The sequence below is a fragment of the Streptomyces sp. NPDC058671 genome (assembly GCF_042716475.1).
Lineage (GTDB): Bacteria > Actinomycetota > Actinomycetes > Streptomycetales > Streptomycetaceae > Streptomyces.
The window spans coordinates 69,381-95,496 of the sequence record NZ_JBHXSA010000022.1 but is presented as its reverse complement, the minus strand read 5'-3'; the positions used below and the strand labels follow the sequence as shown (position 1 = coordinate 95,496).

Annotated in this window: 19 protein-coding genes; 13 read left to right on the top strand and 6 right to left on the bottom strand. The window is 73.4% G+C overall.

Annotated elements, in window-relative coordinates; genetic code table 11:
- Nucleotides 1–188 precede the first annotated feature (188 nt).
- On the top strand, nucleotides 189–542 hold the full coding sequence (locus tag ACFWV2_RS25540) for a hypothetical protein (protein ID WP_384408072.1): 354 nt from the start codon (nucleotides 189–191) through the stop codon (nucleotides 540–542).
- A 122-nt stretch (nucleotides 543–664) separates the two neighbouring features.
- Entirely contained in the window at nucleotides 665–3,115 is a 2,451-nt protein-coding gene (pcrA, locus tag ACFWV2_RS25535; protein WP_384408070.1) for a DNA helicase PcrA, read from the top strand.
- A gap of 95 nt (nucleotides 3,116–3,210) precedes the next feature.
- Here the strand turns inward: pcrA and ACFWV2_RS25530 are convergent, their stop codons facing one another.
- The gene (locus tag ACFWV2_RS25530; protein ID WP_384408068.1) at nucleotides 3,211–4,806 is read right to left on the bottom strand and encodes a M23 family metallopeptidase; all 1,596 of its coding nucleotides are present in this window, start codon (nucleotides 4,804–4,806) and stop codon (nucleotides 3,211–3,213) included.
- Nucleotides 4,807–5,028: 222 nt separating this feature from the next.
- A complete protein-coding gene (locus tag ACFWV2_RS25525) occupies nucleotides 5,029–5,820 on the bottom strand; it encodes a lipase family alpha/beta hydrolase (RefSeq protein WP_384408065.1) in 792 nt (263 codons plus the stop codon).
- A gap of 304 nt (nucleotides 5,821–6,124) precedes the next feature.
- Between ACFWV2_RS25525 and ACFWV2_RS25520 the strand changes: the two genes are divergently transcribed.
- Nucleotides 6,125–6,532: a cobalamin B12-binding domain-containing protein gene (locus ACFWV2_RS25520; protein ID WP_360785443.1), complete on the top strand. Its 408-nt coding sequence runs from the start codon at nucleotides 6,125–6,127 to the stop codon at nucleotides 6,530–6,532.
- A gap of 116 nt (nucleotides 6,533–6,648) precedes the next feature.
- Here ACFWV2_RS25520 and ACFWV2_RS25515 read toward each other — a convergent pair whose 3' ends face one another.
- Together ACFWV2_RS25515 and ACFWV2_RS25510 are read right to left on the bottom strand one after the other, a co-directional pair.
- Nucleotides 6,649–8,550 carry a DUF5691 domain-containing protein gene (locus ACFWV2_RS25515; RefSeq protein WP_384408063.1) on the bottom strand — a complete coding sequence of 634 codons (1,902 nt, stop codon included), beginning with the start codon at nucleotides 8,548–8,550 and terminating at the stop codon, nucleotides 6,649–6,651.
- Nucleotides 8,547–9,893, bottom strand: a complete 1,347-nt coding sequence (locus ACFWV2_RS25510) for an SWIM zinc finger family protein (protein ID WP_384408060.1) — start codon at nucleotides 9,891–9,893, stop codon at nucleotides 8,547–8,549. Before ACFWV2_RS25510 ends, ACFWV2_RS25515 begins: the two co-directional genes overlap by 4 nt.
- A gap of 147 nt (nucleotides 9,894–10,040) precedes the next feature.
- Here ACFWV2_RS25510 and ACFWV2_RS25505 point away from each other — a divergent pair, with 147 nt between their 5' ends.
- From ACFWV2_RS25505 to sucD, 6 genes are all read left to right on the top strand, one after another.
- Nucleotides 10,041–10,454, top strand: coding sequence for a hypothetical protein (locus tag ACFWV2_RS25505; protein WP_384408058.1), 414 nt, complete (start codon nucleotides 10,041–10,043; stop codon nucleotides 10,452–10,454).
- Nucleotides 10,455–10,615: 161 nt separating this feature from the next.
- A complete protein-coding gene (locus ACFWV2_RS25500; protein WP_384408056.1) occupies nucleotides 10,616–11,773 on the top strand; it encodes an AAA family ATPase in 1,158 nt (385 codons plus the stop codon).
- On the top strand, nucleotides 11,770–14,061 hold the full coding sequence (locus ACFWV2_RS25495) for a DUF5682 family protein (RefSeq protein ID WP_384408054.1): 2,292 nt from the start codon (nucleotides 11,770–11,772) through the stop codon (nucleotides 14,059–14,061). The genes ACFWV2_RS25500 and ACFWV2_RS25495 overlap by 4 nt, the downstream gene beginning before the upstream one ends.
- Nucleotides 14,058–15,260: a VWA domain-containing protein gene (locus ACFWV2_RS25490; RefSeq protein ID WP_384408052.1), complete on the top strand. Its 1,203-nt coding sequence runs from the start codon at nucleotides 14,058–14,060 to the stop codon at nucleotides 15,258–15,260. The genes ACFWV2_RS25495 and ACFWV2_RS25490 overlap by 4 nt, the downstream gene beginning before the upstream one ends.
- Nucleotides 15,261–15,686: 426 nt before the next feature.
- On the top strand, nucleotides 15,687–16,865 hold the full coding sequence (gene sucC, locus ACFWV2_RS25485; RefSeq protein WP_360785456.1) for an ADP-forming succinate--CoA ligase subunit beta: 1,179 nt from the start codon (nucleotides 15,687–15,689) through the stop codon (nucleotides 16,863–16,865).
- A gap of 19 nt (nucleotides 16,866–16,884) precedes the next feature.
- Nucleotides 16,885–17,769, top strand: coding sequence for a succinate--CoA ligase subunit alpha (sucD, locus tag ACFWV2_RS25480; protein ID WP_055641765.1), 885 nt, complete (start codon nucleotides 16,885–16,887; stop codon nucleotides 17,767–17,769).
- 91 nt (nucleotides 17,770–17,860) lie between these two features.
- Here sucD and ACFWV2_RS25475 read toward each other — a convergent pair whose 3' ends face one another.
- Nucleotides 17,861–19,282 (bottom strand): sigma factor-like helix-turn-helix DNA-binding protein, encoded by a 1,422-nt coding sequence (locus ACFWV2_RS25475; RefSeq protein WP_384408049.1) that lies wholly within the window; start codon nucleotides 19,280–19,282, stop codon nucleotides 17,861–17,863.
- A 119-nt stretch (nucleotides 19,283–19,401) separates the two neighbouring features.
- Between ACFWV2_RS25475 and ACFWV2_RS25470 the strand changes: the two genes are divergently transcribed.
- Nucleotides 19,402–21,219 (top strand): DUF6350 family protein, encoded by a 1,818-nt coding sequence (locus tag ACFWV2_RS25470; protein WP_384408047.1) that lies wholly within the window; start codon nucleotides 19,402–19,404, stop codon nucleotides 21,217–21,219.
- A gap of 8 nt (nucleotides 21,220–21,227) precedes the next feature.
- Here ACFWV2_RS25470 and ACFWV2_RS25465 read toward each other — a convergent pair whose 3' ends face one another.
- A complete protein-coding gene (locus tag ACFWV2_RS25465; RefSeq protein ID WP_384408044.1) occupies nucleotides 21,228–21,971 on the bottom strand; it encodes a hypothetical protein in 744 nt (247 codons plus the stop codon).
- Between the two features lie 261 nt (nucleotides 21,972–22,232).
- Between ACFWV2_RS25465 and purN the strand changes: the two genes are divergently transcribed.
- The 3 genes from purN (at nucleotide 22,233) to ACFWV2_RS25450 (ending at nucleotide 26,021) form a co-directional block, all read left to right on the top strand.
- On the top strand, nucleotides 22,233–22,862 hold the full coding sequence (purN, locus tag ACFWV2_RS25460) for a phosphoribosylglycinamide formyltransferase (protein ID WP_384408042.1): 630 nt from the start codon (nucleotides 22,233–22,235) through the stop codon (nucleotides 22,860–22,862).
- Nucleotides 22,837–24,402, top strand: coding sequence for a bifunctional phosphoribosylaminoimidazolecarboxamide formyltransferase/IMP cyclohydrolase (purH, locus tag ACFWV2_RS25455; RefSeq protein ID WP_384408040.1), 1,566 nt, complete (start codon nucleotides 22,837–22,839; stop codon nucleotides 24,400–24,402). The genes purN and purH overlap by 26 nt, the downstream gene beginning before the upstream one ends.
- A 146-nt stretch (nucleotides 24,403–24,548) precedes the next feature.
- Nucleotides 24,549–26,021: a DUF2079 domain-containing protein gene (locus ACFWV2_RS25450; RefSeq protein ID WP_384408129.1), complete on the top strand. Its 1,473-nt coding sequence runs from the start codon at nucleotides 24,549–24,551 to the stop codon at nucleotides 26,019–26,021.
- Nucleotides 26,022–26,116: the final 95 nt, after the last annotated feature.

Sequence of the window (26,116 nt, the reverse complement as noted above, 5' to 3'; positions counted from 1 at the left end):
GACGCTAAACCGGGGGTCACGCCCGGACGACGAGTTGACCGGTATTGGCGAGAGTTGACGGGATGGGGACCGGTCTCTTTCGCTTGCGAGGAGGGACCGGAGGCGTTCCTGCGGTGGACCGACCGAAGTACGGGAGCGGATGGACCCGGCCCCGGGGCGGTGCCGAGGCCCCGGCTAGGCTCCGCCTCATGGACGTACTCATCAATGTCTTCGTCGCCCTGCACATCATCGGTATCGCCTCCCTGCTGGGCGGATTCCTCACCCAGATGAAGGCGATGGGAACCGGTACGGCCCGCTTCAGCCCCGCGATGCTGCACGGCGCGCTCGTCATGCTGATCACGGGCGTGGCGCTCGTCGGCCTGAACCAGGCGGACGACCAGACCGTGAACAACATCAAGATCGGCGTCAAGCTGGCGGTGCTCGTCGTCATCCTCGGCCTCGTCTACGTCAAGCGGGACGAGGAGAGGGTCGACAAGGGCCTCTTCGCCGCCGTCGGCGCCCTCACCACGGCGAACATCTTCATCGCGACCCTCTGGACGTGACGAGCGGCACCCCCGGCGGGGCGACGGCCCCCTCGGGTGTGACCGGTTCCGCAGCCCTGCGAGGAAGGCGGGTCCCGAAGGCGGGCCCGGATGTCGGTGGGGCGTCCTAGACTCGTGAGGCGATGAGCAGCCTCTTTGACGACAGCTTCCTGGCCGGTCTCCAGAACCACTCCTCACAGGAGCCCCCGCCCCACCCCGAGGACCACGAGCACGGCTCCCCGGCCGGGGAGGAGGTCCCGCACGACCTCTTCGGGGAGCACTTCGACGTGCCCCCGCCCGCCCGGGACGCGTACTACCGCGACGGCGCCCCCCGCCCCGTCGTGGACGCCGCCGCGCTCCTGGACGGGCTGAACGAGGAGCAGCGCGCGGCCGTCGTCCACACCGACACCCCGCTGCTCATCGTCGCGGGCGCCGGCTCCGGCAAGACCCGGGTGCTCACCCACCGCATCGCCCACCTCCTGGGCACGCGCCACGTGCACCCCGGCCAGATACTGGCGATCACCTTCACCAACAAGGCCGCCGGCGAGATGAAGGAGCGCGTCGAGCAGCTCGTCGGACCGCGGGCGAACGCGATGTGGGTCATGACCTTCCACAGCGCCTGCGTCCGCATCCTGCGCCGCGAGTCGAAGAGGCTCGGGTTCACCTCCTCCTTCTCGATCTACGACGCCGCCGACTCCAAGCGGCTGATGGCCCTGGTCTGCCGTGACCTGGACCTCGACCCCAAGAAGTTCCCGCCGAAGTCGTTCAGCGCCAAGATCTCTAACCTCAAGAACGAGCTGATCGACGAGGAGACCTTCGCCGACCAGGCCGTCGACGGGTTCGAGAAGACGCTCGCCGAGGCGTACCGGATGTACCAGGCGCGGCTGCGCGAGGCCAACGCCCTGGACTTCGACGACATCATCATGACGACGGTCCACCTGCTCCAGGCGTTCCCCGACGTCGCCGAGCACTACCGCCGCCGCTTCCGCCACGTCCTCGTCGACGAGTACCAGGACACCAACCACGCCCAGTACACCCTCGTACGCGAGCTCGTCGGCACCGGCTACGAGGACCTCGGCCCGGCCGAGCTGTGCGTCGTCGGCGACGCCGACCAGTCGATCTACGCCTTCCGCGGCGCGACCATCCGCAACATCCTCCAGTTCGAGGAGGACTACCCGGACGCGACCACGATCCTCCTGGAGCAGAACTACCGCTCCACGCAGACGATCCTCTCCGCCGCCAACGCCGTCATCGAGCGCAACGAGTCCCGCCGCCCCAAGAACCTGTGGACGAACGCGGGCGCCGGCGAGCGGATCACGGGCTACGTGGCCGACACCGAGCACGACGAGGCCCAGTTCGTCGCCGACGAGATCGACCGGCTGACGGACGCGGGCGAGGCCAAGGCCGGGGACGTCGCCGTCTTCTACCGGACCAACGCCCAGTCCCGTGTCTTCGAGGAGATCTTCATCCGCGTCGGCCTGCCCTACAAGGTCGTCGGCGGCGTGCGCTTCTACGAGCGCAAGGAGGTCCGGGACGTCCTCGCCTACCTGCGGGTCCTCGCCAACCCCGAGGACAACGTCCCGCTGCGCCGCATCCTGAACGTGCCCAAGCGGGGCATCGGCGAGCGCGCCGAGGCGATGATCGACGCCCTGTCGCTGCGCGAGAAGATCACCTTCCCGCAGGCGCTCAAGCGGGTCGACGAGGCGTACGGGATGGCCGCCCGCTCGGCGAACGCCGTCAAGCGCTTCAACGCCCTGATGGACGAGCTGCGGACCGTCGTCGAGTCCGGCGCGGGCCCCGCCGTCGTCCTGGAGGCCGTCCTGGAGCGCACGGGTTATCTGGCCGAGCTCCAGGCCTCGACCGATCCGCAGGACGAGACCCGTGTCGAGAACCTCCAGGAACTCGCGGCCGTCGCCCTCGAGTTCGAGCAGGAGCGCGGCGAGGAGCCGGCGACCCTCGCGGAGTTCCTGGAGAAGGTCGCGCTCGTCGCCGACTCCGACCAGATCCCGGACGAGGACGAGGAGGGCAGGGGCGTCATCACCCTGATGACGCTGCACACCGCCAAGGGCCTCGAGTTCCCGGTCGTGTTCCTCACCGGCATGGAGGACGGCGTCTTCCCGCACATGCGCGCCCTCGGCCAGGCGAAGGAGCTGGAGGAGGAGCGGCGCCTGGCGTACGTCGGGATCACGCGCGCGCGTGAGCGGCTCTACCTGACGCGCTCGTCGATGCGCAGCGCCTGGGGCCAGCCCTCGTACAACCCGGCCTCGCGGTTCCTGGAGGAGATCCCGACCGCGTACCTGGAGTGGAAGCGGACCGGTCCGATGGCGAAGCCCGCCGGGCCGACGTCCGGGATCACCTCCTCGCTCTCCTCCTCGCGTTCGCGCTCCGGGCCCTCGGGCTTCGCCACCAGGCGCGCGGGGGAGAAGCCGGTGATCTCCCTCCAGGTCGGCGACCGGGTCACGCACGACCAGTTCGGCCTCGGCACGGTCATGACGGTGACGGGCGTGGGCGCCGACGCCCAGGCGACGATCGACTTCGGCGACGAGAAGCCGAAGCGGCTGCTGCTGCGGTACGCGCCGGTCGAGAAGCTGTAGCGCGTCAGGCGCCGGCGCGCGAGGCTCCGGCGCGTACAGGAGAGGGCCCCGGCTTCGGCCGGGGCCCTCTCCCGTACGTACGGGACGGTGCGGGGTCAGTTGGTCGGGTCGAGACCGTGGCTGCGCAGCCAGTCCAGGGGGTCGATCGCGTAACCGCCGCCCGGCCGGACCTCGAAGTGGAGGTGCGGGCCGGTGGAGTTGCCGGAGTCGCCGGAGTACGCGATGACGTCGCCGGCCTTCACGGAACCGGAGCGGTACTTGGCGCTGCTGAGGTGGCAGTACCAGGTCTCGGTGCCGTCCGGGGCGGTCACGATCACCATGTTGCCGTAGGCGCTGTTGAGCTGGGTGCGGACGGTGCCGTCCGTCGCGGCGCGCACGGGCGTGCCGGTCTGCACGGGGAAGTCGATGCCGGTGTGCACGGACATCCAGTTGACGCCGGACTGGCCGAAACGCGCGCTGAGCTGGTGGAGTTCCACCGGCAGGCTGAACTTGGGCCGCATCGCCTCCTTGCGGGCGGCCTCCTCCTCGCGCTTCTTCTTCTCGGCGTCCTGGCGGGCCTTGAGGTCGATGCGCTCCTGGGTACGGCTGGCGCGTTCGCCGAAGTCGCGGGCGTCGGCGCTGAGCGCGGCGAGCTGCGTGTCGAGCGCGCTGTTCGCGGCGACGTGCTGCACGGAGGCCGCGTCGGCGGCGGCGAGGGAGGTCGTGTCGTCCTTCTGACCGCCGTCGGTACCGGTGGCGGAGAGTCCGCTGACGGAGGCGGCGGCGATGCCGGCCACTCCCATGACGCAGGCGGAGGGGACGGCGATCGTCAGCAGCGCGGACCGCTTGGCGGGAGTGCGGCGGCGGCCGCGGCCGCCACCGGAGGAACGGCGCACGGACCGGCCGGCGGCGGGGGAGTCCGTACGGACCTCTACGGCGGGCTCGTCGTCGAGGTCGGCCGGTCGGTCGTCGGCGGGGGCGGCGTGGGCGTACGCGGCTTCGGTGCCGTCGTCGTCCGCGAGATCCTCGTCGCCGGGGGTCTCACCAGGGTGTTCGGCGTAGGTGTACTCCGCTTCGGCGGCGTCCGACCCGGCCTCGGGGACGTACGCGAAGGCGAACTCCGCGGTGTGCTCGGCCGGCGGCACGTACTGGCGCGGGACGACCGGCTCACCCTCCGGGGCTGTCTGGTTCCACGCGGTCGCGTCGAAGGCGCCGGTGTCGGTGGCGAAGGCGGGGGCGGCCCACTGGCCGGTGGCGTCGTAGGCCTCGTGACCGTAGGTGCCCTGGGCGGCGTAGGCGCCGGAGTGGACGGTCTCGTACGGGGCGGTGTGCTGGGCCTCGGTCCAGGCGGAGGCGTCCCACTGGCCGGTGGTGTCGTACTGCCCGGTCGTCGTGGCGTAGGTGCCGGTGGCCGCGTAGGCGTCCGTGGTGTCCCACTGCCCGGTGGTGTTCCACTGGCCGGTCGTGTCGTACTGCCCGGTCGAGTCGTACGGGGCGGTGGTGCCGTACTGGCCGGTCGTGTCGTACTGCGTGGTGCCGTGCTGCCCCGTCGTCCCGTACGCGCCGGAGGTGTCGTACCCGCCGAGGTCCCACTGGCCGCTGTGGTCGGCAGTGGTGTCGGCGTAGGCGCCGAACAGGGGATCCGTGGCGAAGGTGCCGGTGGGGTGTGCGCCATCTCCGACGTACCCGGCGTGGGGGTGCTGGTCGTTCACCAACGTCTCTCTCGCCTCGGCAGCAGGACCAGTCCGGGGCGACCCGACGAGGGGTGTCCCGGGGGTAAGCAGTGGCGCGACTGTACCCGGCGGTATGCGCAACCGACAATCTTCGAAGGGGTTTGCGGGCGCAGGAAACGGGCAATCGGCCGTGTTTCGCCAGCTCACGGGCAGAGCTTTGGCCTTGTGTTCGACGAGCGTTCGAAGAGTGGTGTCGGAGTGTCACGCCACGGAGCTGGTGTCGGGCTCCTCCGCGCCGGCCGCCCGGCCCTCCGGACCACCCGCGTCGAGGGCCTCCAGGACCCCGGCGGCCACCGTCGGGTGCACCGGCAGCGCGAGATGGCCGATCCCGCTGACCCTGACGTTGTGCACGAGGAGATCGGTGTGGTCGAGACGGGCCGTCTCCACCGGCACCATCACCTGGTCGAGGTCGCTCCAGAAGCTGACGAACCGCGTCCGGCAGCCCGGCGCGGGCCCGGCGAGCTCCCGCAGCACCTCCGAACCGGGCCGCATCTGCCGCACCAGGGGATGGGCGTCGGCGAGCGGGGCCACGGTGGTGCCCGCGTGCGGGGTGCCGAGCATGACCAGGGTGCGCACCCGGCTGTCACCGCCGAGACGCTGTACGTAGTAGCGGGCGATGAGTCCGCCCAGGCTGTGCCCGACGATGTCGACCTCGGCGTGCCCCGTACGGGTGCGGATCTCGTCCACCCGTCGGCCGAGCACCTCGGCGGCGGTCCGCAGGTCGCAGGTGAGCGGGGAGTAGTTGAGCGACTCGACGCAGTCACGGCCGTGTCGGGTGAGCGCGCGGCGCAGCAGGACGAAGACCGAGCGGTTGTCCATGTACCCGTGCAGGAGGATCACCGGGCGGCGGCCGGCGCCGATCGTCCTCGGGGGAGGGGCCTGCGCGAGGCGCTCGGCCAGTACCCCGGACGGGTACAGGACGAGATGGCCGGTGAGGATCGCGAGCTCCAGGGCGGTCGCCCGCATCAGGGCGGTGACCTTGGTGAACTCCATGGCCGACCTCCCGAACGGTGCGCGGGGCCGGACGTAACGCCCGGTGCGCCGTGCCCCCGCGCCGCACGGACGGCGGCGCGGAGGCACGGCGGACCTCGTCGCGGCTCCCTTCGCGGCGGGCCCCGCTTGCGGCTGGTGGACCCCCGGTGAGGGCCCGAAAGCGGGGAACGGCGCAGAGCGAACATGTCCCACGTGTGATTTCCCCCTCGCTCGCCTCCGCGAAACAGCCGGGTACGGGATGCTGGAGATAACGTTCGTTCACGTCCCCGGCAATCAGGCGCGGGGGTCGCATGTGGAGGCAGTCATGGGTGTGAGCGGTCCGATCCGCGTGGTGGTCGCCAAGCCGGGTCTCGACGGTCATGATCGCGGGGCCAAGGTGATCGCGCGGGCACTCCGCGACGCCGGCATGGAGGTCATCTACACCGGACTCCACCAGACGCCGGAGCAGATCGTCGACACCGCGATCCAGGAGGACGCCGACGCGATCGGCCTCTCGATCCTCTCCGGGGCGCACAACACGCTGTTCGTGAAGGTCCTCGAGCTGCTCAAGGACCGCGACGCGGAGGACATCAAGGTCTTCGGCGGCGGCATCATCCCGGACGCCGACATCGCGCCGCTCAAGGACAAGGGCGTGGCCGAGATCTTCACGCCGGGCGCGACGACGACGGCGATCGTCGACTGGGTCAACGCCAACGTCCGCGTGGCCGCGTAACGCGGTCCGCACGTCCTGAACCACGCGTGACGCGTCACGCGACGCCTGTCACCCGGCACCCGTCACGTCGGCTGGTCCGCAGGGCCCTCCCCGCTCCGGGAGGGCCTTTCGCCGTGTCAGGGGTGCGGCGGTACGGCGGGCGGGCGCGGCTCCCCGTGTCGCTCCGGGACCTTCGGCGGTTGCGTGAGTTCGGCCCTCATCGCCGCGCGCAGGCGGAGCGTGGAGACCAGCCGCTGGAAGGCCTCGGACCAGTAGCCGCCCGCGCCGGGAGCGATGTCCTCCGCCTCGTGCGGGTGGGCCATCAGGGCTTCCAGCTGCCGTGCCGCCTCCGGGGCGAGGCAGCGCTCCGCGAGGCCCATCACCCCGCTGAAGCTCCAGGGGTAACTGCCCGCGTCCCGCGCGATGTCGAGGGCGTCGATCACGGCCCCGCCGAGCGGCTCCGCCCACGGCACCTCGCAGACACCGAGCAGCTGGAACGCCTCCGACAGACCGTGGGCCGCGATGAAGGAGGCGACCCAGAGTGCCCGCTCGGCCGGGGCGAGCGTCGACAGGAGCTGGGCCCGCTCGGCCAGCGACGAGGTGCCGGGACCCGTCGCCGGCGGGGTCGCGGGGGAGCCGAGCAGCGCGCGCGACCAGGCCGCGTCCCGCTGCCGCACGGCCGCACGGCACCAGGCCGCGTGCAGCTCGCCCTGCCAGTCGTCGGCGACCGGGAGCGCCACGATCTCCTCCGGGCCGCGCCCCCCGAACCTGGGCGGCCAGCAGGACAGCGGTGCGGCCTCGACGAGCTGGCCGAGCCACCAGGACCGCTCGCCCCGCCCCGCCGGAGGCGTCGCCGTGAGACCGTCCCGCTGCATGGCCGTGTCGCACTCGTGCGGGGCCTCCACGGTGATCGTTGGCGACTGCGCCGTCCGGTCGAGACCGACGCAGGAGACCGCCCGGCCCGCCATCCGGCCCGCGAGGGCGGAGTTCGGCAGGGCGGAGAGCAGCTCGGCGGCGGTGGCGCGGACATTGCGGCTGCGGTCGCCGAGGGCCGCCTCCAGGAACGGTTCGTCCGCGTCCGACAGTCCGGTCCGCAGTGAGTCGAGGAACATCAGCCGGTCCTCCGCCCGCTCGGCGGACCAGGTGGACGTGAGGAGGGCGCGTCCGGCCACCGGGTCGGCCGTCCGTACGGCGGCGAGCAGGGCGACCCGCTCCGCGAACAGGCCCTCGTCCCACAGCATCCGCACGCCCTCCTGGTCGTCCGGGGCGGGGAGGGCTCCGCCCGCGCCCGCACCCCGCAGGGCGAACCTCCAGTCAGGGTTGAGCCGGGCGAGCCATAGCCCGCGCGGCCCGGCGAGACGGAGGGCCTGCGGCCGCAGGTCGGTGCGGGCCCGGGCCGCGTCGAGGAGGGCGGGCAGGGCGGCGGCGGGGGCCCTGTACCCCCATTCGCCGGCCAGCGCCAGCCACTGCGGGAGCAGTTCGGCCAGGTCGGGAGCGGCTCCGCGCCGCCCGGCGGGCGAGGGCGCGGTCCGGCCGGCGAGCAACTGGTCGAGCCGGCGCCGGGCCGCCGCGGGCAGCGGTTCGCGCGGGTCCTCGGGCGCGGGCTCCGGCGGCGGGGCGGCGGGCCCGGGGCGCAGCCCGGCCCTGCGCCGTACGGTGTGCAGCGCTGCGGCGTCGAGCAGGGCCCCCGGCAGGTCCGGGCCGGTCACCCCGGAGAGTGAGGCGGGCACCCTCCGGTCCGTACCGAGCAACGCGGAGGTGACGAGCTCCTCCCAGGCACCGTCCGCGCTGCGACCGTCGATGTCGATGTCGCGGCCCCTGCCCCCGCTTTCGTCGCTGCCGCCGCTGCCGTTGTCCCTGCTGCTGCTGCTGCCACCACCGCCGCCGATGTCGTCGTCACTGTCAGCGCCGAGGGCGCCGTCGCCGTAGCGGCCGGTGCCACCACCGATGTCGCCGTCGCGGCCGATGGTGAGAACGGGGGTCGTCGTGTCCTTCTGCACCGGTCCTCCGGGCGGGTTGTGGGCCGTGGGCGGGGTCATATGAGCGGGACCGTCTCTCCCGGGGACTCCGGGGACCAGGCGGCGAGGGGGGTGAATCCCCCGTGCCCGCACTCCCCGAAGACGGTGACCGGGCCGCCGCCGGACAGGGCGACGAGGCGCCAGAGCGAGGACCGGGACTGGGCGACGGGCGTCAACGGCAGCGCTTCCCGGCCGTCCGCGTCGGCGAGCTGCCAGCCGTACTCCGCGCGCGCGGGCACGACCTCGCGCAGCGTCACGGGACAGGAGTCCAGCCAGGGGTCCTCGGTCAGCGCACGGCCGTACGCGTCGAGGGCCTCACCCACCGGGCCACCCTGCGGCGGGGACGCGGGGCCGGTGACCGGGACGAACTCCTCACCCGGCTCCGCCCGCACCTGACCGGAGCCCGCGTGCGGGGTGACCTCGCCGTCGAGCACCGCGCCGACCGGGAGCGCCAGTCGGGGAGGCCGGCCCGCCGCGCCGAAGGAGAGCAGCAGCGCCGTCCGCCCGCTCGTCGTGCCGTGCAGCCAGATGCGCCGGGTCGTCAGCCGGGCGTCTGCCGCGTCGTACTGCGCGAGGACGAGCCAGTGGTCGCGCACCGGGGCGCCGGCGGCCGGGGCGGGGAGGCCGACCCGCGTCCGTACCGTCGTCGCGAAGGGGGAAGGCAGCCGGTCGGCGGCCAGCCAGGCGCGGTCGAGGAGGTGGGTCAGCGCGCACTCCTCCAGGAGCCGCACCGGCCAGCCGGGCCCCGAACCCGGTAGGGATCCCAACTCCCTGACCCGGCCGGCGAGTCCCGGGGCCTGGGCGTCGATCATGCGGGCGGCCGTCTCCTCCCACCACCCGTATCCGGTGTGCTCGGTCGTGGCGAGGCCGCCGCGCAGCAGGTCGGTGAGCCGCTGCTCCAACTCCTGTGCGCCCGAGGTGATCCGTGCTGCTCTGCGCTCCGCCCTGCGGCGGGCCGCCTCGGGGTCCGCCGGGCCTTCGGGAGTGTCGCGTCCGGTGGGCCGGGCGGCGCCCCGGGGGCGGTCGCGCCGGGTGGCGAGCCAGGGCGCGGCCCAGTCGGGCACGGCGGAGTCCTCGAAGGCCGCCCCCTCCGCCGCCTGGAGCAGCAACAGGCCGAGCACGTGCTTGCAGGGGAACTTGCGGCTCGGGCAACTGCACGTGTACGCGGGGCCCGTGGTGTCGACGACCGTCCGGTACGGCGAGCTGCCGCTGCCCTTGCACAGGCCCCACACCGCGCCCCCGCCACAACCCGTGCCGGACCACGGCCCGGCCGTGCCGAGCCTGCTTCCCGCTCTGCGCGAGGCGTCGTCAGGAGCCAGTGCCAGCACCTGCTCGGCCGTCATGCGCACCCCCATGGCATTCATGTCCCCGACGGTAGAGGCCCCCACTGACAACGCGGCTGGCCTGGGGAGTTAGGGGTGCGTGGTGCGGGCAGGCAATTTGACTTGACTGTTCCTTTACGGTTCCCTGCCCGGACCGATCGATCCGCTTACGCGTCCAGGGGGACCCCCATGAAGCGCACCGCCCGCACCGCCGTCTCGGCCCTCGCCTTCGCCGGCCTGGCACTCGGCCTCAGCGCCTGTTCGGAGGCCGCGCAGAAGGCCGCCGACCAGGTCGACAAGTCGGTGACGGAGTCCTACGAGGTCACCTACGAGGTCACGGGCACGGGAATCGAGTCCATCGACTACCACGCCGGCGACGGCACCGCGATGGAGCCGAAGGTCGAGTCGGAGAAGAAGCCGACCACGCCGTGGAAGAAGACGGTGAAGCTCCGGGGCATCATGCCGGCGGCCGTCATGCCGGTCTCCCTCACCCCCGCCGACCTCACCTGCAAGGTCATCTACCAGGGCAAGGTCATCAAGGAGGCCAAGGCCGAGCAGGCGATGGCGGGCGGCTGCGTCGCCGTCTCCCCGGTCGCGGGCTGACCCCCGGTCGCGGGCTGACTTCTAGTCACCCCCGGCCCCTGCGCGGTGAGATGACCCCTCCCCACCCCGCCGATCGCCTCTGACCAGCGCGGACATCCGATTGTCAGTGGCATGGTGCACGGTGGATCACACAGCAGGTCGAACGATCTGGAGGGGGATCCATGCCCGTGCCCGAAACCATCGCGCAGCCCGGTTCCGGTGTCGAGACGGACACCGGACCGGGGCAGCCGCCCGCCGTGACCGAGGTCCTGCGGGCCCACGCCGAGCACGCCTTCGCCGACGAACTCGCCGCTCTCGGCGCGGCCGACGACCGCCCCCGCCCCGCCCGCTGGCGTCTCTCGCCGTGGGCGGTCGCCACCTACCTCCTCGGCGGCACCCTCCGCGACGGCACGGTGATCACACCCAAGTACGTCGGGCCGCGCCGCATCGTGGAAGTCGCCGTCACCACCCTCGCCACCGACCGGGCGCTGCTCCTCCTCGGCGTGCCCGGCACCGCCAAGACCTGGGTCTCCGAGCACCTCGCCGCCGCCGTCAGCGGAGACTCCACCCTCCTCGTCCAGGGCACCGCCGGCACCCCGGAGGAAGCCGTCCGCTACGGCTGGAACTACGCCCGGCTCCTCGCCCACGGCCCCAGCCGGGACGCCCTCGTGCCGAGCCCCGTGATGCGGGCGATGTCGCAGGGCATGACCGCCCGCATCGAAGAGCTCACCCGGATGCCCGCCGACGTCCAGGACACGCTCATCACGATCCTGTCCGAGAAGACCCTCCCCGTGCCCGAACTGGGCCAGGAGGTGCAGGCCGTCCCCGGCTTCAACCTGATCGCCACGGCCAACGACCGCGACCGCGGTGTCAACGAACTCTCCAGCGCGCTCCGCCGCCGCTTCAACACGGTCGTCCTGCCGCTGCCCGCGACCCCCGAGGCGGAGGTCGACATCGTCGCCCGCCGCGTCGAGCAGCTCGGGCGCTCCCTGGAACTGCCGGCCGCCCCCGACGGCGTCGACGAGATCCGCCGGGTCGTCACCGTCTTCCGCGAGCTGCGCGACGGGGTCACCACCGACGGCCGGACCAGGGTCAAGTCCCCCTCGGGGACTCTCTCGACCGCCGAGGCCATCTCCGTCGTCACGGGCGGCCTCGCCCTCGCCGCACACTTCGGCGACGGCGTCCTGCGCCCCTCGGACATCGCGGCCGGCATCCTCGGCGCCGTCGTCCGGGACCCCGCGGCCGACCGCGTCGTCTGGCAGGAGTACCTGGAGACGGTGGTCAGGGAGAGAGACGGCTGGAAGGACTTCTACCGCGCCTGCCGCGAGGTGAGCGTATGACCCCCGCCACCACGGCCCGGCGCGGCGGACCGCTCCTCCTCGGGGTACGGCACCACGGGCCCGGGTCGGCGCGGGGTGTGCGGGCCGCCCTGGACGCCGAGCAGCCGGCCGTGGTGCTCGTCGAAGGTCCGGCCGAGGCCGACGCCCTCGTGACCCTCGCCGGGGACCCCGACATGCGGCCGCCGGTGGCGCTGCTCGCGCACGCCGTGGACGACCCGGGGCGGGCCGCGTTCTGGCCGATGGCCGAGTTCTCGCCCGAATGGGTCGCGATCCGCTGGGCCCTCGACCGGGGCGCCGCCGTCCGGTTCGTCGACCTGCCCGCCGCACACACCCTCGCCGCCTCCGACCCCACCTGGGACGACAGCGAGGACGAGGTCGCCGGCGACCCGCGGATCGACCCGGTCGCCGAACTCGCCGCGGCCGCCGGGGCGGGGGCGGCCGGGCAGGAGGGCGCCGAGCGCTGGTGGGAGGACGTCGTCGAACTGCGCGGCGACGGCGACCCCACGGCCCCGTTCGAGGCCCTCGCCGAGGCCATGGGCGCCCTCCGCGACGCGTACGGACACGGCGGTCACCCCCGCGACCTCGTCCGCGAGGCGTACATGCGGATCCAGCTCCGCGCCGCCCGCAAGGAGTTCGGGGACGCCGTCGCCGTCGTCTGCGGCGCCTGGCACGTCCCCGCCCTCTCCCGGAGGACGACCGTCGCCGCCGACCGGGCCCTGCTCAAGGGCCTGCCCAAGGTGAGGACCGAGATGACCTGGGTCCCCTGGACCCACCGCAGGCTCGCCCGCCGCTCGGGATACGGAGCGGGGATCGACTCGCCCGGCTGGTACGAACACCTCTTCGCCGCCCCCGACCGGCCCGTCGAGCGCTGGATGACCAAGGTCGCCGGACTCCTCAGGGCCGAGGATCACCCCGTCTCCTCCGCCCACGTCGTCGAGGCCGTCCGGCTCGCCGACACCCTCGCCGCCCTGCGCGGCCGGCCCCGGCCCGGCCTCGACGAGACGACCGACGCCGTCCGCGCCGTCCTCTGCGAGGGCTCCGACGTGCCGCTCGCCCTCGTCAGGGACCGCCTCGTCATCGGCGACGTCCTCGGTGAGGTCCCCGCCGGCGCACCCGCCGTCCCGCTGCAACGCGACCTGACCCGCCGCCAGCGCACCCTGCGCCTCAAGCCCGAGGCCGCCGAGCGCGCGCTCGAACTCGACCTCCGCAAGGAGACGGACGGCAACCGCAGCCGGCTGCTGCACCGGCTGCGGCTCCTCGGCGTCCACTGGGGCGAACCGGCCGAGGGACGCGCCGGCACCGGCACCTTCCGGGAGACCTGGCGGCTGCGCTGGCAGCCCGAGCTCCACGTCCAGGTCGCGGAGGCCGGCGTCTGGGGCACCACCGTCGAGGCCGCCGCCACCGCCAAAGCCCGTTCACGGGCCCTGGCGACGACCGCCCTCTCCGACATCACCGGTCTCGCCGAGCAGTGCCTCCTCGCCGGGCTCACCGACGCCCTGCCCGTCGTGATGCGGGCGCTCGCCGACCGGGCCGCGCTCGACACCGACGTCACCCACCTCGCCCAGGCCCTCCCGGCCCTCGCCCGCTCCCTGCGCTACGGCGACGTCCGGGGCACCGACACGGCGGCCCTCGCGGAGGTCGCCACCGGACTCGCCGAACGGATCTGCGTCGGCCTGCCGCCCGCCTGCGCCGGGCTCGACACCGACGCGGCCGCCGCCATGCGCGAGCGGATCGACGCGGTCCACCGAGCCATCGGCCTGCTGCCGGGCGCGGCTTCGACGGCCGACCGCTGGGCCGGCGTCCTGCGCCGGCTCGCCGACCGCGACCGGATCCCCGGCATCCTCAGGGGCCGCGCCGCCCGGCTCCTCCTGGACGAGGGCCGCATCCCCGACGCCGAAGCCGCCCTGCTCATGAGCCGCGCCCTCTCCCCCGGCACCCCGCCGCCCGACGCCGCCGCCTGGATCGACGGCTTCGTCGGCGGCGCCTCCGGCGGCGGACTGCTCCTCGTCCACGACGAGCGGCTCCTCGGCCTGGTCGACACCTGGCTCACCGGCGTACCGGCCGAGGCGTTCACCGACGTCCTGCCGCTGCTGCGCCGCACCTTCTCCGTGTACGAGCCGGGAGTGCGCCGCACCCTCGGGGAGCTGGTCGCCCGGGGCCCCGGCACCGGCGGCGCCGGACACACCGCACCCGGCGTCCCCGGCTTCGCCCCCACCTCCGACCCCGACCGGGCGGACGCCGTCCTTCCCCTCCTCCACCTCGTCCTCGGCCCGGAGGTCATGGCATGAGCACCGACGTGAACCGGCGGACCCCGGCGGACGACGAGCGGGTGCGCCGCTGGCGGCTCGTCCTGGGCGGCGGCGAAGCCGACGGCACCGGCCGTGCGCTCACCGGCACCGACGCCGCCATGGACGGAGCCCTCACCGCGCTCTACGGCCGCACCAGCCGGACCGACGCCGTCGGGCAGGACCGCACGGGGCGGGACCGTACCGGCCGGGACCGCTCGGCCGGACTCGGCGCGTCGGCGCCGTCCGTCGTCCGCTGGCTCGGCGACATCCGGACGTACTTCCCCAGCTCCGTCGTCCAGGTCATGCAGCGTGACGCGATCGACCGCCTCGGCCTGGCGACCCTCCTCCTGGAGCCGGAGATGCTGGACGCCGTCGAGGCGGACGTGCACCTGGTCGGCACCCTGCTCTCCCTCCACAAGGCCATGCCCGAGACGACCAGGGAGACCGCGCGGGCCGTCGTGCGCAAGGTCGTGGACGACCTGGAGAAGCGCCTCGCCACCCGCACCCGCGCGACCCTCACCGGCGCCCTCGACCGCTCCGCCCGGATCAGCCGGCCCCGCCACCGGGACATCGACTGGGACCGCACGATCCGCGCCAACCTCACGCACTACCTGCCCGAGCACGGCACGGTCGTCCCCGAGCGGCTCATCGGCCACGGCCGCGCCTCCCGGGGGATACGGAAGGAGGTCGTGCTCTGCGTCGACCAGTCCGGCTCCATGGCCGCCTCCGTCGTCCACGCGTCCGTCTTCGGGGCGGTGCTCGCCTCCATGCGGTCGATCGCCACCCGGCTCGTCGTCTTCGACACCGCCGTCGTGGACCTGACCGACCGGCTCGACGACCCCGTCGACGTCCTCTTCGGCACCCAGCTCGGCGGCGGCACCGACATCAACCGTGCCCTCGCCCACTGCCAGTCGAAGATCACCCGTCCGGCCGACACCGTCGTCGTCCTCATCAGCGACCTGTACGAGGGGGGCATCCGCGACGAGATGCTGAGGCGGGTCGCGGCGATGAAGGCCTCGGGCGTCCAGTTCGTCGCGCTGCTCGCCCTCTCCGACGAGGGCGCCCCGGCCTACGACCGCGACCACGCGGCGGCGCTCGGCGCACTCGGCGTCCCGGCCTTCGCCTGCACGCCCGACCTCTTCCCCGAGGTCATGGCGGCGGCCCTGGAGAAGCGCCCCCTGCCGATACCCGCCGACTGACGCGGGGCCCGGGCCCGGCTGACGACTCCCGCGGTGCGGAATCCGTCGCCCGAGGACCACCCGCACGGGTGCCCCGCCCCGACTGAGGCTCACATCACACCGGCGTACGAAGGCCCCTCACCCGTTCGCGCCGCGCGTGGTGAGGTGCCGAAAGGTCAAGCGCCGCCTACGGCGAGCCCCGCACGTCCCCACCCCTCGACCCCTACCGAGGGCCTCCTGGCCCCTACGATCTGTGACCCGTATCACCGCTCTGTAGTGACCTGCGATTTAGGGACCCACGTCCCACGGCGATAACCTGCGAGACGGACATGCCGCGTCCACGGACACCGTGTACGCCTCCCTTGTGACAGATGCAGTCACGTTGCCCTCCGCGGCACGCCCACGCAGAAAACGAACCGCGATCATCAGAAAAAGGGACGGACGCGCGTGGACCTGTTCGAGTACCAGGCGAGGGACCTCTTCGCCAAGCACGGTGTACCGGTGCTGGCCGGTGAAGTCATCGACACGCCTGAGGCGGCGCGCGAGGCCACCGAGCGTCTTGGCGGCAAGTCGGTCGTCAAGGCGCAGGTGAAGGTCGGTGGCCGAGGCAAGGCCGGCGGCGTCAAGCTGGCCGCGACCCCGGACGAGGCGGTCGCCCGGGCGACCGACATCCTCGGCATGGACATCAAGGGCCACACGGTCCACAAGGTGATGATCGCCGAGCTGTCCCCGGAGATCGAGGCGGAGTACTACGTCTCGTACCTCCTCGACCGCACCAACCGCACCTTCCTCGCCATGGCGTCGGTGCAGGGCGGCATGGACATCGAGGAGGTCGCGGAGAAGACCCCCGAGGCCCTCGCGAAGGTCCCGGTCAACGCCGTCGAAGGCGTGAACATCGAGAAGGCCCGCGAGATCGTGGCCCTGGCGAAGTTCCCGGCCGACGTGGCCGAGGGTGTCGCCGAGGCCCTGGTGACCCTGTGGGACACCTTCGTCGCCGAGGACGCGCTCCTCGTCGAGGTCAACCCGCTGGTGAAGACCAAGGACGGCCGCATCCTGGCCCTGGACGGCAAGGTGTCTCTCGACGAGAACGCCGACTTCCGTCAGCCCGGGCACGAGGCGCTCGAGGACAAGGCCGCAGCCAACCCGCTCGAGGCTGCCGCCAAGGCCAAGAACCTCAACTACGTCAAGCTCGAGGGCGAGGTCGGCATCATCGGTAACGGTGCCGGTCTGGTCATGTCGACCCTGGACGTCGTCGCGTACGCCGGTGAGAACCACGGCGGCGTGAAGCCGGCCAACTTCCTCGACATCGGCGGCGGCGCCTCCGCCGAGGTCATGGCGAACGGCCTGGAGATCATCCTCGGCGACCCGGACGTCAAGTCCGTGTTCGTCAACGTCTTCGGTGGCATCACCGCCTGTGACGAGGTCGCCAACGGCATCGTCCAGGCCCTGGAACTCCTCGCCTCCAAGGGCGAAGAGGTCACCAAGCCGCTGGTCGTGCGCCTCGACGGCAACAACGCGGAGCTGGGTCGCAAGATCCTGTCGGACGCGAACCACCCGCTGGTGCAGCGCGTGGACACCATGGACGGCGCGGCCGACAAGGCCGCCGAGCTCGCGGCTGCGAAGTAAGGGACGAGGTCAGAACACCATGGCTATCTTCCTGACCAAGGACAGCAAGGTCATCGTCCAGGGCATGACCGGTGCCACGGGCATGAAGCACACCAAGCTCATGCTGGGTGACGGCACCAACATCGTCGGCGGCGTGAACCCGCGCAAGGCCGGCACGTCCGTCGACTTCGACGGCACCGAGGTCCCGGTCTTCGGCTCCGTCGCCGAGGCGATGAAGGAGACCGGCGCCAACGTCTCGGTCCTCTTCGTCCCGCCGGCCTTCGCGAAGGCCGCCGTGGTCGAGGCGATCGACGCCGAGATCCCGCTGGCCGTCGTCATCACCGAGGGCATCGCCGTCCACGACTCCGCCGCCTTCTGGGCGTACGCGCAGTCGAAGGGCAACAAGACCCGCATCATCGGCCCGAACTGCCCCGGTCTCATCACCCCGGGCCAGTCCAACGCCGGCATCATCCCGGGCGACATCACGAAGCCGGGCCGCATCGGCCTGGTCTCGAAGTCCGGCACGCTGACGTACCAGATGATGTACGAGCTCCGTGACATCGGCTTCTCGTCCGCCGTCGGCATCGGTGGCGACCCGGTCATCGGCACCACGCACATCGACGCCCTCGCGGCGTTCGAGGCGGACCCCGACACCGACCTGATCGTCATGATCGGTGAGATCGGCGGCGACGCCGAGGAGCGTGCGGCCGACTTCATCAAGGCCAACGTCACCAAGCCGGTCGTCGGCTACGTCGCGGGCTTCACCGCGCCCGAGGGCAAGACCATGGGCCACGCCGGCGCCATCGTCTCCGGCTCCTCCGGCACCGCCCAGGCGAAGAAGGAGGCCCTCGAGGCCGCGGGCGTCAAGGTCGGCAAGACGCCGACCGAGACGGCCAAGCTGGCGCGCGCCATCCTCGCGGGCTGACTCCCGCGACAGGCGACAGCTGTACGAGAGGGGCCCCGCCCCCGCCCGGTCACCCGGACGGAGGGCGGGGCCCTCTCGCGTACGGCGGCGCCTACTCGGCCGAAGGGACGAGCCGCTCGGGTCCCGGGTTCGGCTCGCCCCGCAGCCGGTCGCGCAGTTCCAGGTCCTCCGGGCGGAGCTGCTGCGGGCCGCCTCGTACGGGGACGCCGTTGACGGTCTCGCCGGGGGCGTTCACCGGGATGTACCGGGTCGGCGCCGTGACCGCCGTGAAGCCGGTGACCCCGATGAGGACCGCGGTCACGCCGAGCACCGCGCGGGTCCAGGTGCGGGTCCGGCGTTCGCTGCCCGTCCGGACCGAGCGGGCGGCCGGAAGGGTGGCCGTCGGCGCCTCGGTGACCAGCGCGCGGAGCCGCCGGTGCAGGGCCTCGGGTTCGGCGAGCTCGGGGATCCGCCGTCCGAGGACCGTACGGGCGTGCAGCAGCCGGTTGGCGGCGGCGGGGGTGCTCGCCTCCGTCTCGGCCGCCGTCTCCGGCAGGTCGAGGCCGAGCCCCTCGTAGAGCAGGACGGTACGGCGGTACGGCGGCGGCAGTTCGAGGAGCGCGGTCAGCAGTGCCCTGCGGTTCGCGTCGGTCGGCGGGGCGTCCGGGTGCTTGTGCGTCCGGCGCAGCCGGTGCCAGGGGGAGAGGGCGTACTCGTACGCGGTCGCCCGCACCCAGCCGACCGGGTCCGCGTCGACGGCGACCTCGGGCCAGCGCTGCCAGGCGTGGTGGAAGGCGTACTCGACGGCCTCGCGGGAGAGCCGGCGGCGGCCCGTCAGCAGGTACGTCTGGTGGACGAGGCCGGGTGCGGTGTGCGCGTACAGCTCGTCGAAGGCCTCCTCCGGGGTGAGGCTCGACACGGCGACCGACGGCTCGGGCTCCGGGGCCGGGGCCTCCGCCACCACCGGTTTCAGACGCTCCTGCGGCCTCGTGGTGCCCTTGCGCGGGCCCTTCGGCGGCTTGGCGGCCCGCTTGGCGGCGGTCCGGGGCCGGGCGGGCGTGGCCGCCGGCGTCCGAGCCGAAGCGGGGGTCGGGGCCGAAGCCGGGATCGTGGCCGGAGCCGGAGCCGGAGCCGGAGCCGGAGCCGTGGCCGGGGGAGACGACGCCCGCGACCGGGCCTCCCGCTGGGCCTGGGTCTCCGGCCGGGCCTGCGTCTCAGGCTCCGCCTGTGCCTGCGCCTCTGCGGGTGCCCGTGCCTCGGCGTGTGCCTGTGCCTGTGCTCGGGCCGGCGTTGTCCGGGGCGGCGAGGGCGCGTCGGTCGGCTCGGGTGAGCCGAGCAGCTTCGCGTACGCCTCGCGCTTGCGGCCCCGGGGCGACGAGCGCCCGGTCTCCCACGCTCTGACCGTGGCCCTGGTGACGCCCATGGCCTCGGCGACCTGCTCCTCGCTCAGGGCGAGGGCCTCACGCAACCTGCGCCGCTCCTTCGGGGTCGGCAGGGTGACGGAGGATGCGGAATGCGCGCTGCTCGGGCTCATCGGCGTCGACCTCCCGCAGAGCTGCTGTGGGCGGAAAAGTACATAAACGTATCTTGAGCGACACAACGGAGGTTTGCCTGTTACGCGGCAAAAGCGCGTGTCGTTGGGAGCATGGCCCCGTGACCCATGTGACCGAGCATCCCCTGATCCAGGGCGGCCGTTCCGCCGCGCTGGCCGCCGCCTGCGTCCGGGGCGGGGTCGCCGCCGGACTCGGCCTCGGCGCGCTCGCGGTCCTGGTGGTCGCGGGCTGGATCAGCTCCCCGTACCCCGACAGCGGCCCCGGGGACACCCTCCACCTGGCGGCGGGGCTCTGGCTGCTCGCCCACGGCGTGGACCTGGTCCGTACGGACACCCTGTCCGGCCTGCCCGCGCCCCTCGGCGTCGTCCCGCTGCTCCTGACCGCCCTGCCCGTCTGGCTCCTCCACCGGGCCGCCCGCGACACCCTCGAAGCCCGCCACCTCCTCGACGCGGATGACGCGACCGACCGGTCGCGGCTCTCCGCGAGCGCCGCCGTCGGCGCCGTGGCCGGGGGGTATCTGCTGGTCGCGGGGGCGGTCGTGGTCTACGGCGGGAGCGGCCCGCTGCCCGCCGACCTGATCACCGCCGGGTTCTGGCTGCCCGCAGTCGTCGTGGGCGCGGCGGGCGCCGGGGTCTGGACGGCACTGGGCCGCCCGTGGCCCGGCCGGCGCCAGGCGTCCGCCTCGCTGCGAGCGGCGTGGCTGGGGCTCGTGACGCTGCTCGGCGGCGGCGCGGTGGCGGCGGCGGTGTCGCTGGCCTGGCACGCGGATGAGGCGCAGGCCGCGTACGCGGGCATCGCGGGGGAGTGGTCCGGTCGGCTGGCGGTCCTGCTGCTCGTCCTCGCGCTGCTGCCGAACATGGCCGTGTGGGGGGCCGCGTACGGCCTCGGGCCGGGCTTCACCCTCGGTACGGGCGCGCTCGCGACCCCGCTGGGTCTCGCCGGGGATCCGGCCGTGCCGCCCTTCCCGCTCCTGGCCGCGCTGCCCGCCGAGGGGCGGGGCAGCTGGATCCACTGGTCGGTGGCCGCGGCCCCGCTGGCCGCGGCCCTGGTCCAGGGCCATCGGGTGGGCCGCTCGGCCAGGATCTGGGCGGCCCGGGACACGGCGCTCACGGCGCTGGGCGCGGCCTGGGCGTGCGGGACGGCGGTCGCGGTCCTGGCGGCGGCCGCGGGCGGCCCGCTCGGCGGCGGACGGCTCACGGCGTTCGGTCCGGTGTGGTGGCAGGCCGGGGCGGCGACGGTCCTGTGGGGCGCCTGCGTGGGTGTGCCGGTGGCCTTGGGCGTACGGGCCTGGGGCCGCCGCGCCCTCCGGCCGAAGCCCTTGTCGGAGCCGTCGGGGGGTGTACGGGCCTGGGGCCGCCTGACCCTCCGCTCGAAGCCCCTGCCGGTGCCGGTGCCGGAGCCGTCGGGCGGTGTGCGGGCCTGGGCCCGCCGCACCCTCCATCCGGAACCCCTGCCCCTGCCGGTGCCCTCGGCCCCGTCCGGTTCGGGAGTGGCGGGCGCGGGTGCCGCCCCGGCAGCGGCGAACGGCCCGACGGCCGGTCTCGGCCACGGGCCGGGACTCGGCGGCCTCTCCGGGCGTCTCACCGGCCTCCTCCGCCTCGGCCGCCCCGCCGGACCCGCCGGGGGCGGCGGGTCGAAGTCCGGTCCGGGACGGGCCGAGCCCGCCGGTCCGGGCCCCGGCCCCGTACCCCCGGCCGCTCCCGACGCGTCGACCGCGGAAGGTACGCGACCGGGCATCCCTCCGGGGCCCTCTTGGCCCGCTCCGACCTCGGGCCCGCGGCCCACGGCGGCACCCGCCGCCGGGTCCGGCTCCGAGCTGGGGCTCGACGACGACCCGTACGGCGACTCCGCGTTCGAGCCGTACGACTACCTTCCGGCGGCCTGGGAATCCACCCCGCCCCCGGAGGGCAACCGCTAGGGCCTGTCCTACTCCCGCACCCCGAAGCCCGCACGCAGCGGCTTCGGGAGGAGGTCGTTGCAGGCCAGCTGGCCTGCGTGGGTGAGGGCGTCGTCGCGGCACTCGTAGAAGTCGCTGTAGACGAGCTGCATGGTGAAGCCGACCGCGACGATCATCAGGGCCACGCTCGCCGCGACCAGACCGCTGATCGCGGCCGTCCGCATCGAGCGGAGCGGGGCCGCCGCGGCCCCCTGCCCCGACGGCCGTCCCGAGGGCTGAGACGCCGGTGCGGGCGCCGGCTGTGATGTCGGCGACAGCTCCGTGGCCGGCTTCGGCTTGTTCCGCAGGGAGCTGATCGCCCAGTAGAGACCCAGGGCGCCGAGGAGCAGCGCCAGTTCCGGGATCTCGAAGATGGCGAAGAAGAAGGCCCACATGCCCGCGAGGATCGCGTACCGCGCGCGCCGCTGCGCCGGGTCCTTCGGGTCCCAGCGGGGCCCCTGGCGGCCGTCCTGGCCGCCGCCCCCCTGGCCGGGTCCGCCCTCCGGGCCGCCCTGGTCGCCTCCCTGGCGCTCCGGCCCCCGGCCGAAGCCGTCGTCGGAGCGGCCCGGCTGGCGCGGGCTCCAGCGGCCGTCGGACGGCCCCGGCGAGTCCGGGGCCCCGGACGCTTCGTCGCCCGAGCCCTCCGGTCGCCGCGGCTGCCACGGCTGATCCGGCCGGCCCTCGGGCGGCGGTGCGAACGGGTTGTTGTCGTCCGTGGACTGGCGTTCCGGCATCTGCTGAACGTCTTCCCTCTGTCGTCAGGACCACGGCCGCACCCGTGGTCTCCGCTGCTGTCTCGTCCGCCGCTGTCTGCCGATCGTGCCGATCGTCAGGCGTCGGACCCTGACGCTACCGCCCTGCTCCGCCCCCGTCCCGTGGGGGCCGCCCGGTGTGCCGGTATCGTTGCTGACGGTCGAGCCATTCGTAGGGTTCCCCGTATCGAGCGGCACGATTCGTTCGTACGACCGTACAAACACCACGGAAAGAGTGACCCAGTGGCTGCCGCCCGCCTCGTCGTCCTGGTCTCCGGTTCCGGTACCAATCTGCAGGCCCTCCTCGACGGCATCGCCGCGGACCCGGAGGGGTACGGCGCGGAGATCGTCGCCGTCGGCGCCGACCGCGACGGCATCGCCGGTCTGGAGCGCGCCGAGCGCGCCGGTCTGCCCACCTTCGTCTGCCGGGTCAAGGACCACGCCACCCGCGGGGAGTGGGACCGGGCGCTGGCCGAGGCGACCGCCGCGTACGAGCCGGATCTCGTCGTCTCCGCCGGGTTCATGAAGATCGTCGGCAAGGAGTTCCTCGCCCGCTTCGGCGGCCGGGTCGTCAACACCCACCCGGCTCTGCTGCCCAGTTTTCCCGGTGCCCACGGGGTGCGTGACGCCCTCGCCTACGGCGCGAAGGTCACCGGGTGCACCGTCCACTTCGTCGACGACGGTGTCGACACCGGCCCGATCATCGCCCAGGGCGTGGTCGAGGTGCGGGAGACGGACGATGAAGCCGCTCTGCACGAGCGCATCAAGGAAGTCGAGCGCTCGCTGCTCGTCGACGTCGTGGGGCGTCTCGCCCGGCACGGCTACCGCATTGAGGGACGAAAGGTTCATGTCGGTGAACACGGACACCGTTAAGCCCATCCGCCGCGCGCTGGTCAGCGTCTACGACAAGACGGGGCTCGAAGAGCTGGCCCGCGGTCTGCACGAGGCCGGTGTCGAGCTCGTCTCCACCGGCTCCACGGCCGGGAAGATCGCCGCGGCCGGGGTGCCGGTCACCAAGGTCGAGGAGCTGACCGGCTTCCCCGAGTGCCTGGACGGCCGCGTCAAGACCCTCCACCCGCGCGTGCACGCCGGCATCCTCGCCGACCTGCGCCTGGAGTCGCACCGCGAGCAGCTCGCCGAGCTGGGCGTGGAGCCCTTCGACCTGGTCGTCGTGAACCTGTACCCCTTCCGGGAGACGGTCGCCTCCGGCGCCACCCCGGACGAGTGCGTCGAGCAGATCGACATCGGCGGGCCGTCCATGGTCCGCGCCGCGGCCAAGAACCACCCGTCGGTCGCCATCGTGACCAGCCCCGGGCGGTACGCCGACGTGCTCGCCGCCGTCAAGGCCGGCGGCTTCGACCTGACCGCCCGCAAGCGGCTCGCCGCCGAGGCCTTCCAGCACACCGCCGCGTACGACGTGGCCGTCGCCTCCTGGTTCGCCGCCGACTACGCCGCCGCCGACGAGTCCGGTTTCCCCGACTTCCTTGGCGCCACGTACGAGCGGAACAACGTCCTGCGCTACGGCGAGAACCCGCACCAGGGCGCCGCGCTCTACGTCGACGGCACGGGCGGCCTCGCGGAGGCCGAGCAGCTGCACGGCAAGGAGATGTCGTACAACAACTACACGGACACCGACGCCGCGCGCCGGGCCGCGTACGACCACACCGAGCCCTGCGTCGCGATCATCAAGCACGCCAACCCGTGCGGCATCGCGATCGGCGCCGACGTCGCCGAGGCCCACCGCAAGGCGCACGCCTGCGACCCGCTGTCCGCGTTCGGTGGCGTCATCGCCGTCAACCGCCCGGTGTCGGTCGAGCTGGCCGAGCAGGTCGCGGAGATCTTCACCGAGGTCATCGTCGCCCCCGGCTACGAGGACGGCGCGGTCGAGATCCTCGCCAGGAAGAAGAACATCCGCGTCCTGCGCGCCGAGGGCGCCCCGGCCAACCCGGTCGAGGTCAAGCCGATCGACGGCGGCGCGCTGCTCCAGGTCACCGACCGCCTCCAGGCCGAGGGCGACGACCCGGCGAACTGGACCCTGGCGACCGGCGAGGCCCTGTCCGCCGCCGAGCTGGCCGAGCTCGCCTTCGCCTGGAAGGCCTGCCGCGCGGTGAAGTCCAACGCCATCCTGCTCTCCAAGGACGGCGCCTCGGTCGGCGTCGGCATGGGCCAGGTCAACCGCGTGGACTCGGCGAAGCTCGCCGTCGAGCGCGCGGGCGAGGAGCGGGCGGCCGGCGCCTACGCCGCCTCGGACGCCTTCTTCCCCTTCCCCGACGGCCTGGAGATCCTCACCGCGGCCGGCGTGAAGGCGGTCGTGCAGCCCGGCGGCTCGATGCGGGACGAGCTGGTCGTGGAGGCCGCGAAGAAGGCCGGCGTGACGATGTACCTCACCGGTACGCGCCACTTCTTCCACTGAGCCGTACGGGCAGCGGACGGCCCGCCGGTACCCGGGAGGTACCGGCGGGCCGCCCCCTTTCGCGGCCCGCGGCGCCGGATCCGCCGATCGGGTGGACTCTGGTCTAATGGGTTGCTCTTTTGTCGGCCACTGGTAGTGGGGGCGTGGTGTTGGACGTACAGAACAGGTCCGCCGAGGAGGCCGCCACCGGCACCCCCGGCGCCACCGGCACTCCGGACGCCACCGCGACCGAAACGCCCGACGGCCTCTCCCCGGCCCCGCTCCGCCCGTACCTGATCCTCGCGGTCGTCCTGTGCGGTCTGTACTTCCTCTACTCCTGGGTGCAGTACACGCATTTCCGCACCCCGTCGTGGGACCTCGGGATCTTCGGGCAGTCCGTCCGGGCGTACGCCGAGTTCCGCGCCCCCGTCGTCGACATCAAGGGCCCCGGCTTCCACATACTCGGCGACCACTTCAGCCCCGTCACCGCGCTGCTCGCACCGCTCTACTGGATCTGGCCCTCGCCGGTCGCCCTGCTCTTCGGCCAGGCCGCGCTGTTCGCCTCCGGCGCCGTCGTCGTGGGCCGCACCACCCAGCAGGTCCTCGGCAGCCGGGCCGCGGGCATCGGGCTCGCCGTCGCGTACGGGCTCTCCTGGGGGCTCCAGGAGGCGGTCAAGTCCGACTTCCACGAGATCGCCTTCGCCGTCCCGATGCTCGCCCTGACCTGCCGGGCCCTGATCCTCGGGCGCTGGACCGCGGCCGTCGCCTGGTCCGCACCGCTGGTCCTGGTCAAGGAGGACATGGGCCTGACCGTCTCCATGGTCGGCGTGGTCCTCTTCGTGAAGGGGCAGAAGCGGCTCGGCGCGGCCCTGGCCGGCTTCGGCGCGGCGGCCTTCGCCCTGACCGTCCTGGTGCTCATCCCGGCGGCGAGCCGGGTCGGCGAGTACGACTACTGGTCCAAGATCGAGAAGACCGGGGAGGGCACCGAGACCTCCTTCGGGCAGGTCGTCGGCGACGCCCTCACCTCCGGCGAGCGCTGGGAGATGGTGCTCTTCCTGCTCGCCGTCACCGGCTTCCTCGCCCTGCGCTCCCCGCTGGTCCTGCTCGTCCTGCCCACGCTCGGCTGGCGCTTCCTCTCCCAGGACGCCAACCACTGGGGCATGCACTGGCACTACAGCGCGATCCTCATGCCGGTCGTCTTCCTGGCCCTGGTGGACGGCGTCCGCTCGGTGCGCACCTCCCCGCGCGCGTGGCTCGTCTCGTACGGGAAGGTCGTCGTCCCGGTCGCGACGGCGGTGGCGCTCGTCCTCGCCGCGAACCTGCCGCTGCGGGAGCTCCTGACGTCGGAGACGTACCGGACGGACACCCGGACCGAGCAGGCGCGGGCGGCGGTGGCCGCGGTGCCGGAGGGCGCGAGCGTGGAGGCGGACGTCTCGCTCCTCGCGCACCTCACGGCGGACCACCGGGTCTACTGGGTGGGCACGTCGAAGGGCGTCACCCCGGACTACCTGGCGTACGACCTGCGCGGCTGGTCGCAGCAGGGGTCGGACCCGGTGCGGCTGGCGTCGCAACTGCATCCGGAGGCGACGTACGAGATCACGTACCGCTCGGACGGCTTCGCGGTCCTCAGGCGGGTGTGACGCGGGAACGACCGGGGGCCTGGTTCCGTACGGAACCAGCCCCCCCGGGGGTTGGGGGGGATTAAGGGTAGTTTTTGGGGTTGTGCAAGGCGCGC

What these genes read in the sequence shown, in the direction of transcription:
- ACFWV2_RS25495 (WP_384408054.1), top strand. Translation starts at nt 11,770, where the DNA reads ATGACCCCCGCCACCACGGCCCGGCGCGGCGGACCGCTCCTCCTCGGG.
- ACFWV2_RS25465 (WP_384408044.1), bottom strand. Translation starts at nt 21,971, where the DNA reads ATGCCGGAACGCCAGTCCACGGACGACAACAACCCGTTCGCACCGCCG.
- ACFWV2_RS25510 (WP_384408060.1), bottom strand. Translation starts at nt 9,893, where the DNA reads ATGAATGCCATGGGGGTGCGCATGACGGCCGAGCAGGTGCTGGCACTG.
- ACFWV2_RS25515 (WP_384408063.1), bottom strand. Translation starts at nt 8,550, where the DNA reads ATGACCCCGCCCACGGCCCACAACCCGCCCGGAGGACCGGTGCAGAAG.
- ACFWV2_RS25490 (WP_384408052.1), top strand. Translation starts at nt 14,058, where the DNA reads ATGAGCACCGACGTGAACCGGCGGACCCCGGCGGACGACGAGCGGGTG.
- purH (WP_384408040.1), top strand. Translation starts at nt 22,837, where the DNA reads ATGTCGGTGAACACGGACACCGTTAAGCCCATCCGCCGCGCGCTGGTC.
- ACFWV2_RS25475 (WP_384408049.1), bottom strand. Translation starts at nt 19,282, where the DNA reads ATGAGCCCGAGCAGCGCGCATTCCGCATCCTCCGTCACCCTGCCGACC.
- ACFWV2_RS25500 (WP_384408056.1), top strand. Translation starts at nt 10,616, where the DNA reads ATGCCCGTGCCCGAAACCATCGCGCAGCCCGGTTCCGGTGTCGAGACG.
- ACFWV2_RS25520 (WP_360785443.1), top strand. Translation starts at nt 6,125, where the DNA reads ATGGGTGTGAGCGGTCCGATCCGCGTGGTGGTCGCCAAGCCGGGTCTC.
- ACFWV2_RS25525 (WP_384408065.1), bottom strand. Translation starts at nt 5,820, where the DNA reads ATGGAGTTCACCAAGGTCACCGCCCTGATGCGGGCGACCGCCCTGGAG.
- ACFWV2_RS25540 (WP_384408072.1), top strand. Translation starts at nt 189, where the DNA reads ATGGACGTACTCATCAATGTCTTCGTCGCCCTGCACATCATCGGTATC.
- pcrA (WP_384408070.1), top strand. Translation starts at nt 665, where the DNA reads ATGAGCAGCCTCTTTGACGACAGCTTCCTGGCCGGTCTCCAGAACCAC.
- sucD (WP_055641765.1), top strand. Translation starts at nt 16,885, where the DNA reads ATGGCTATCTTCCTGACCAAGGACAGCAAGGTCATCGTCCAGGGCATG.
- ACFWV2_RS25505 (WP_384408058.1), top strand. Translation starts at nt 10,041, where the DNA reads ATGAAGCGCACCGCCCGCACCGCCGTCTCGGCCCTCGCCTTCGCCGGC.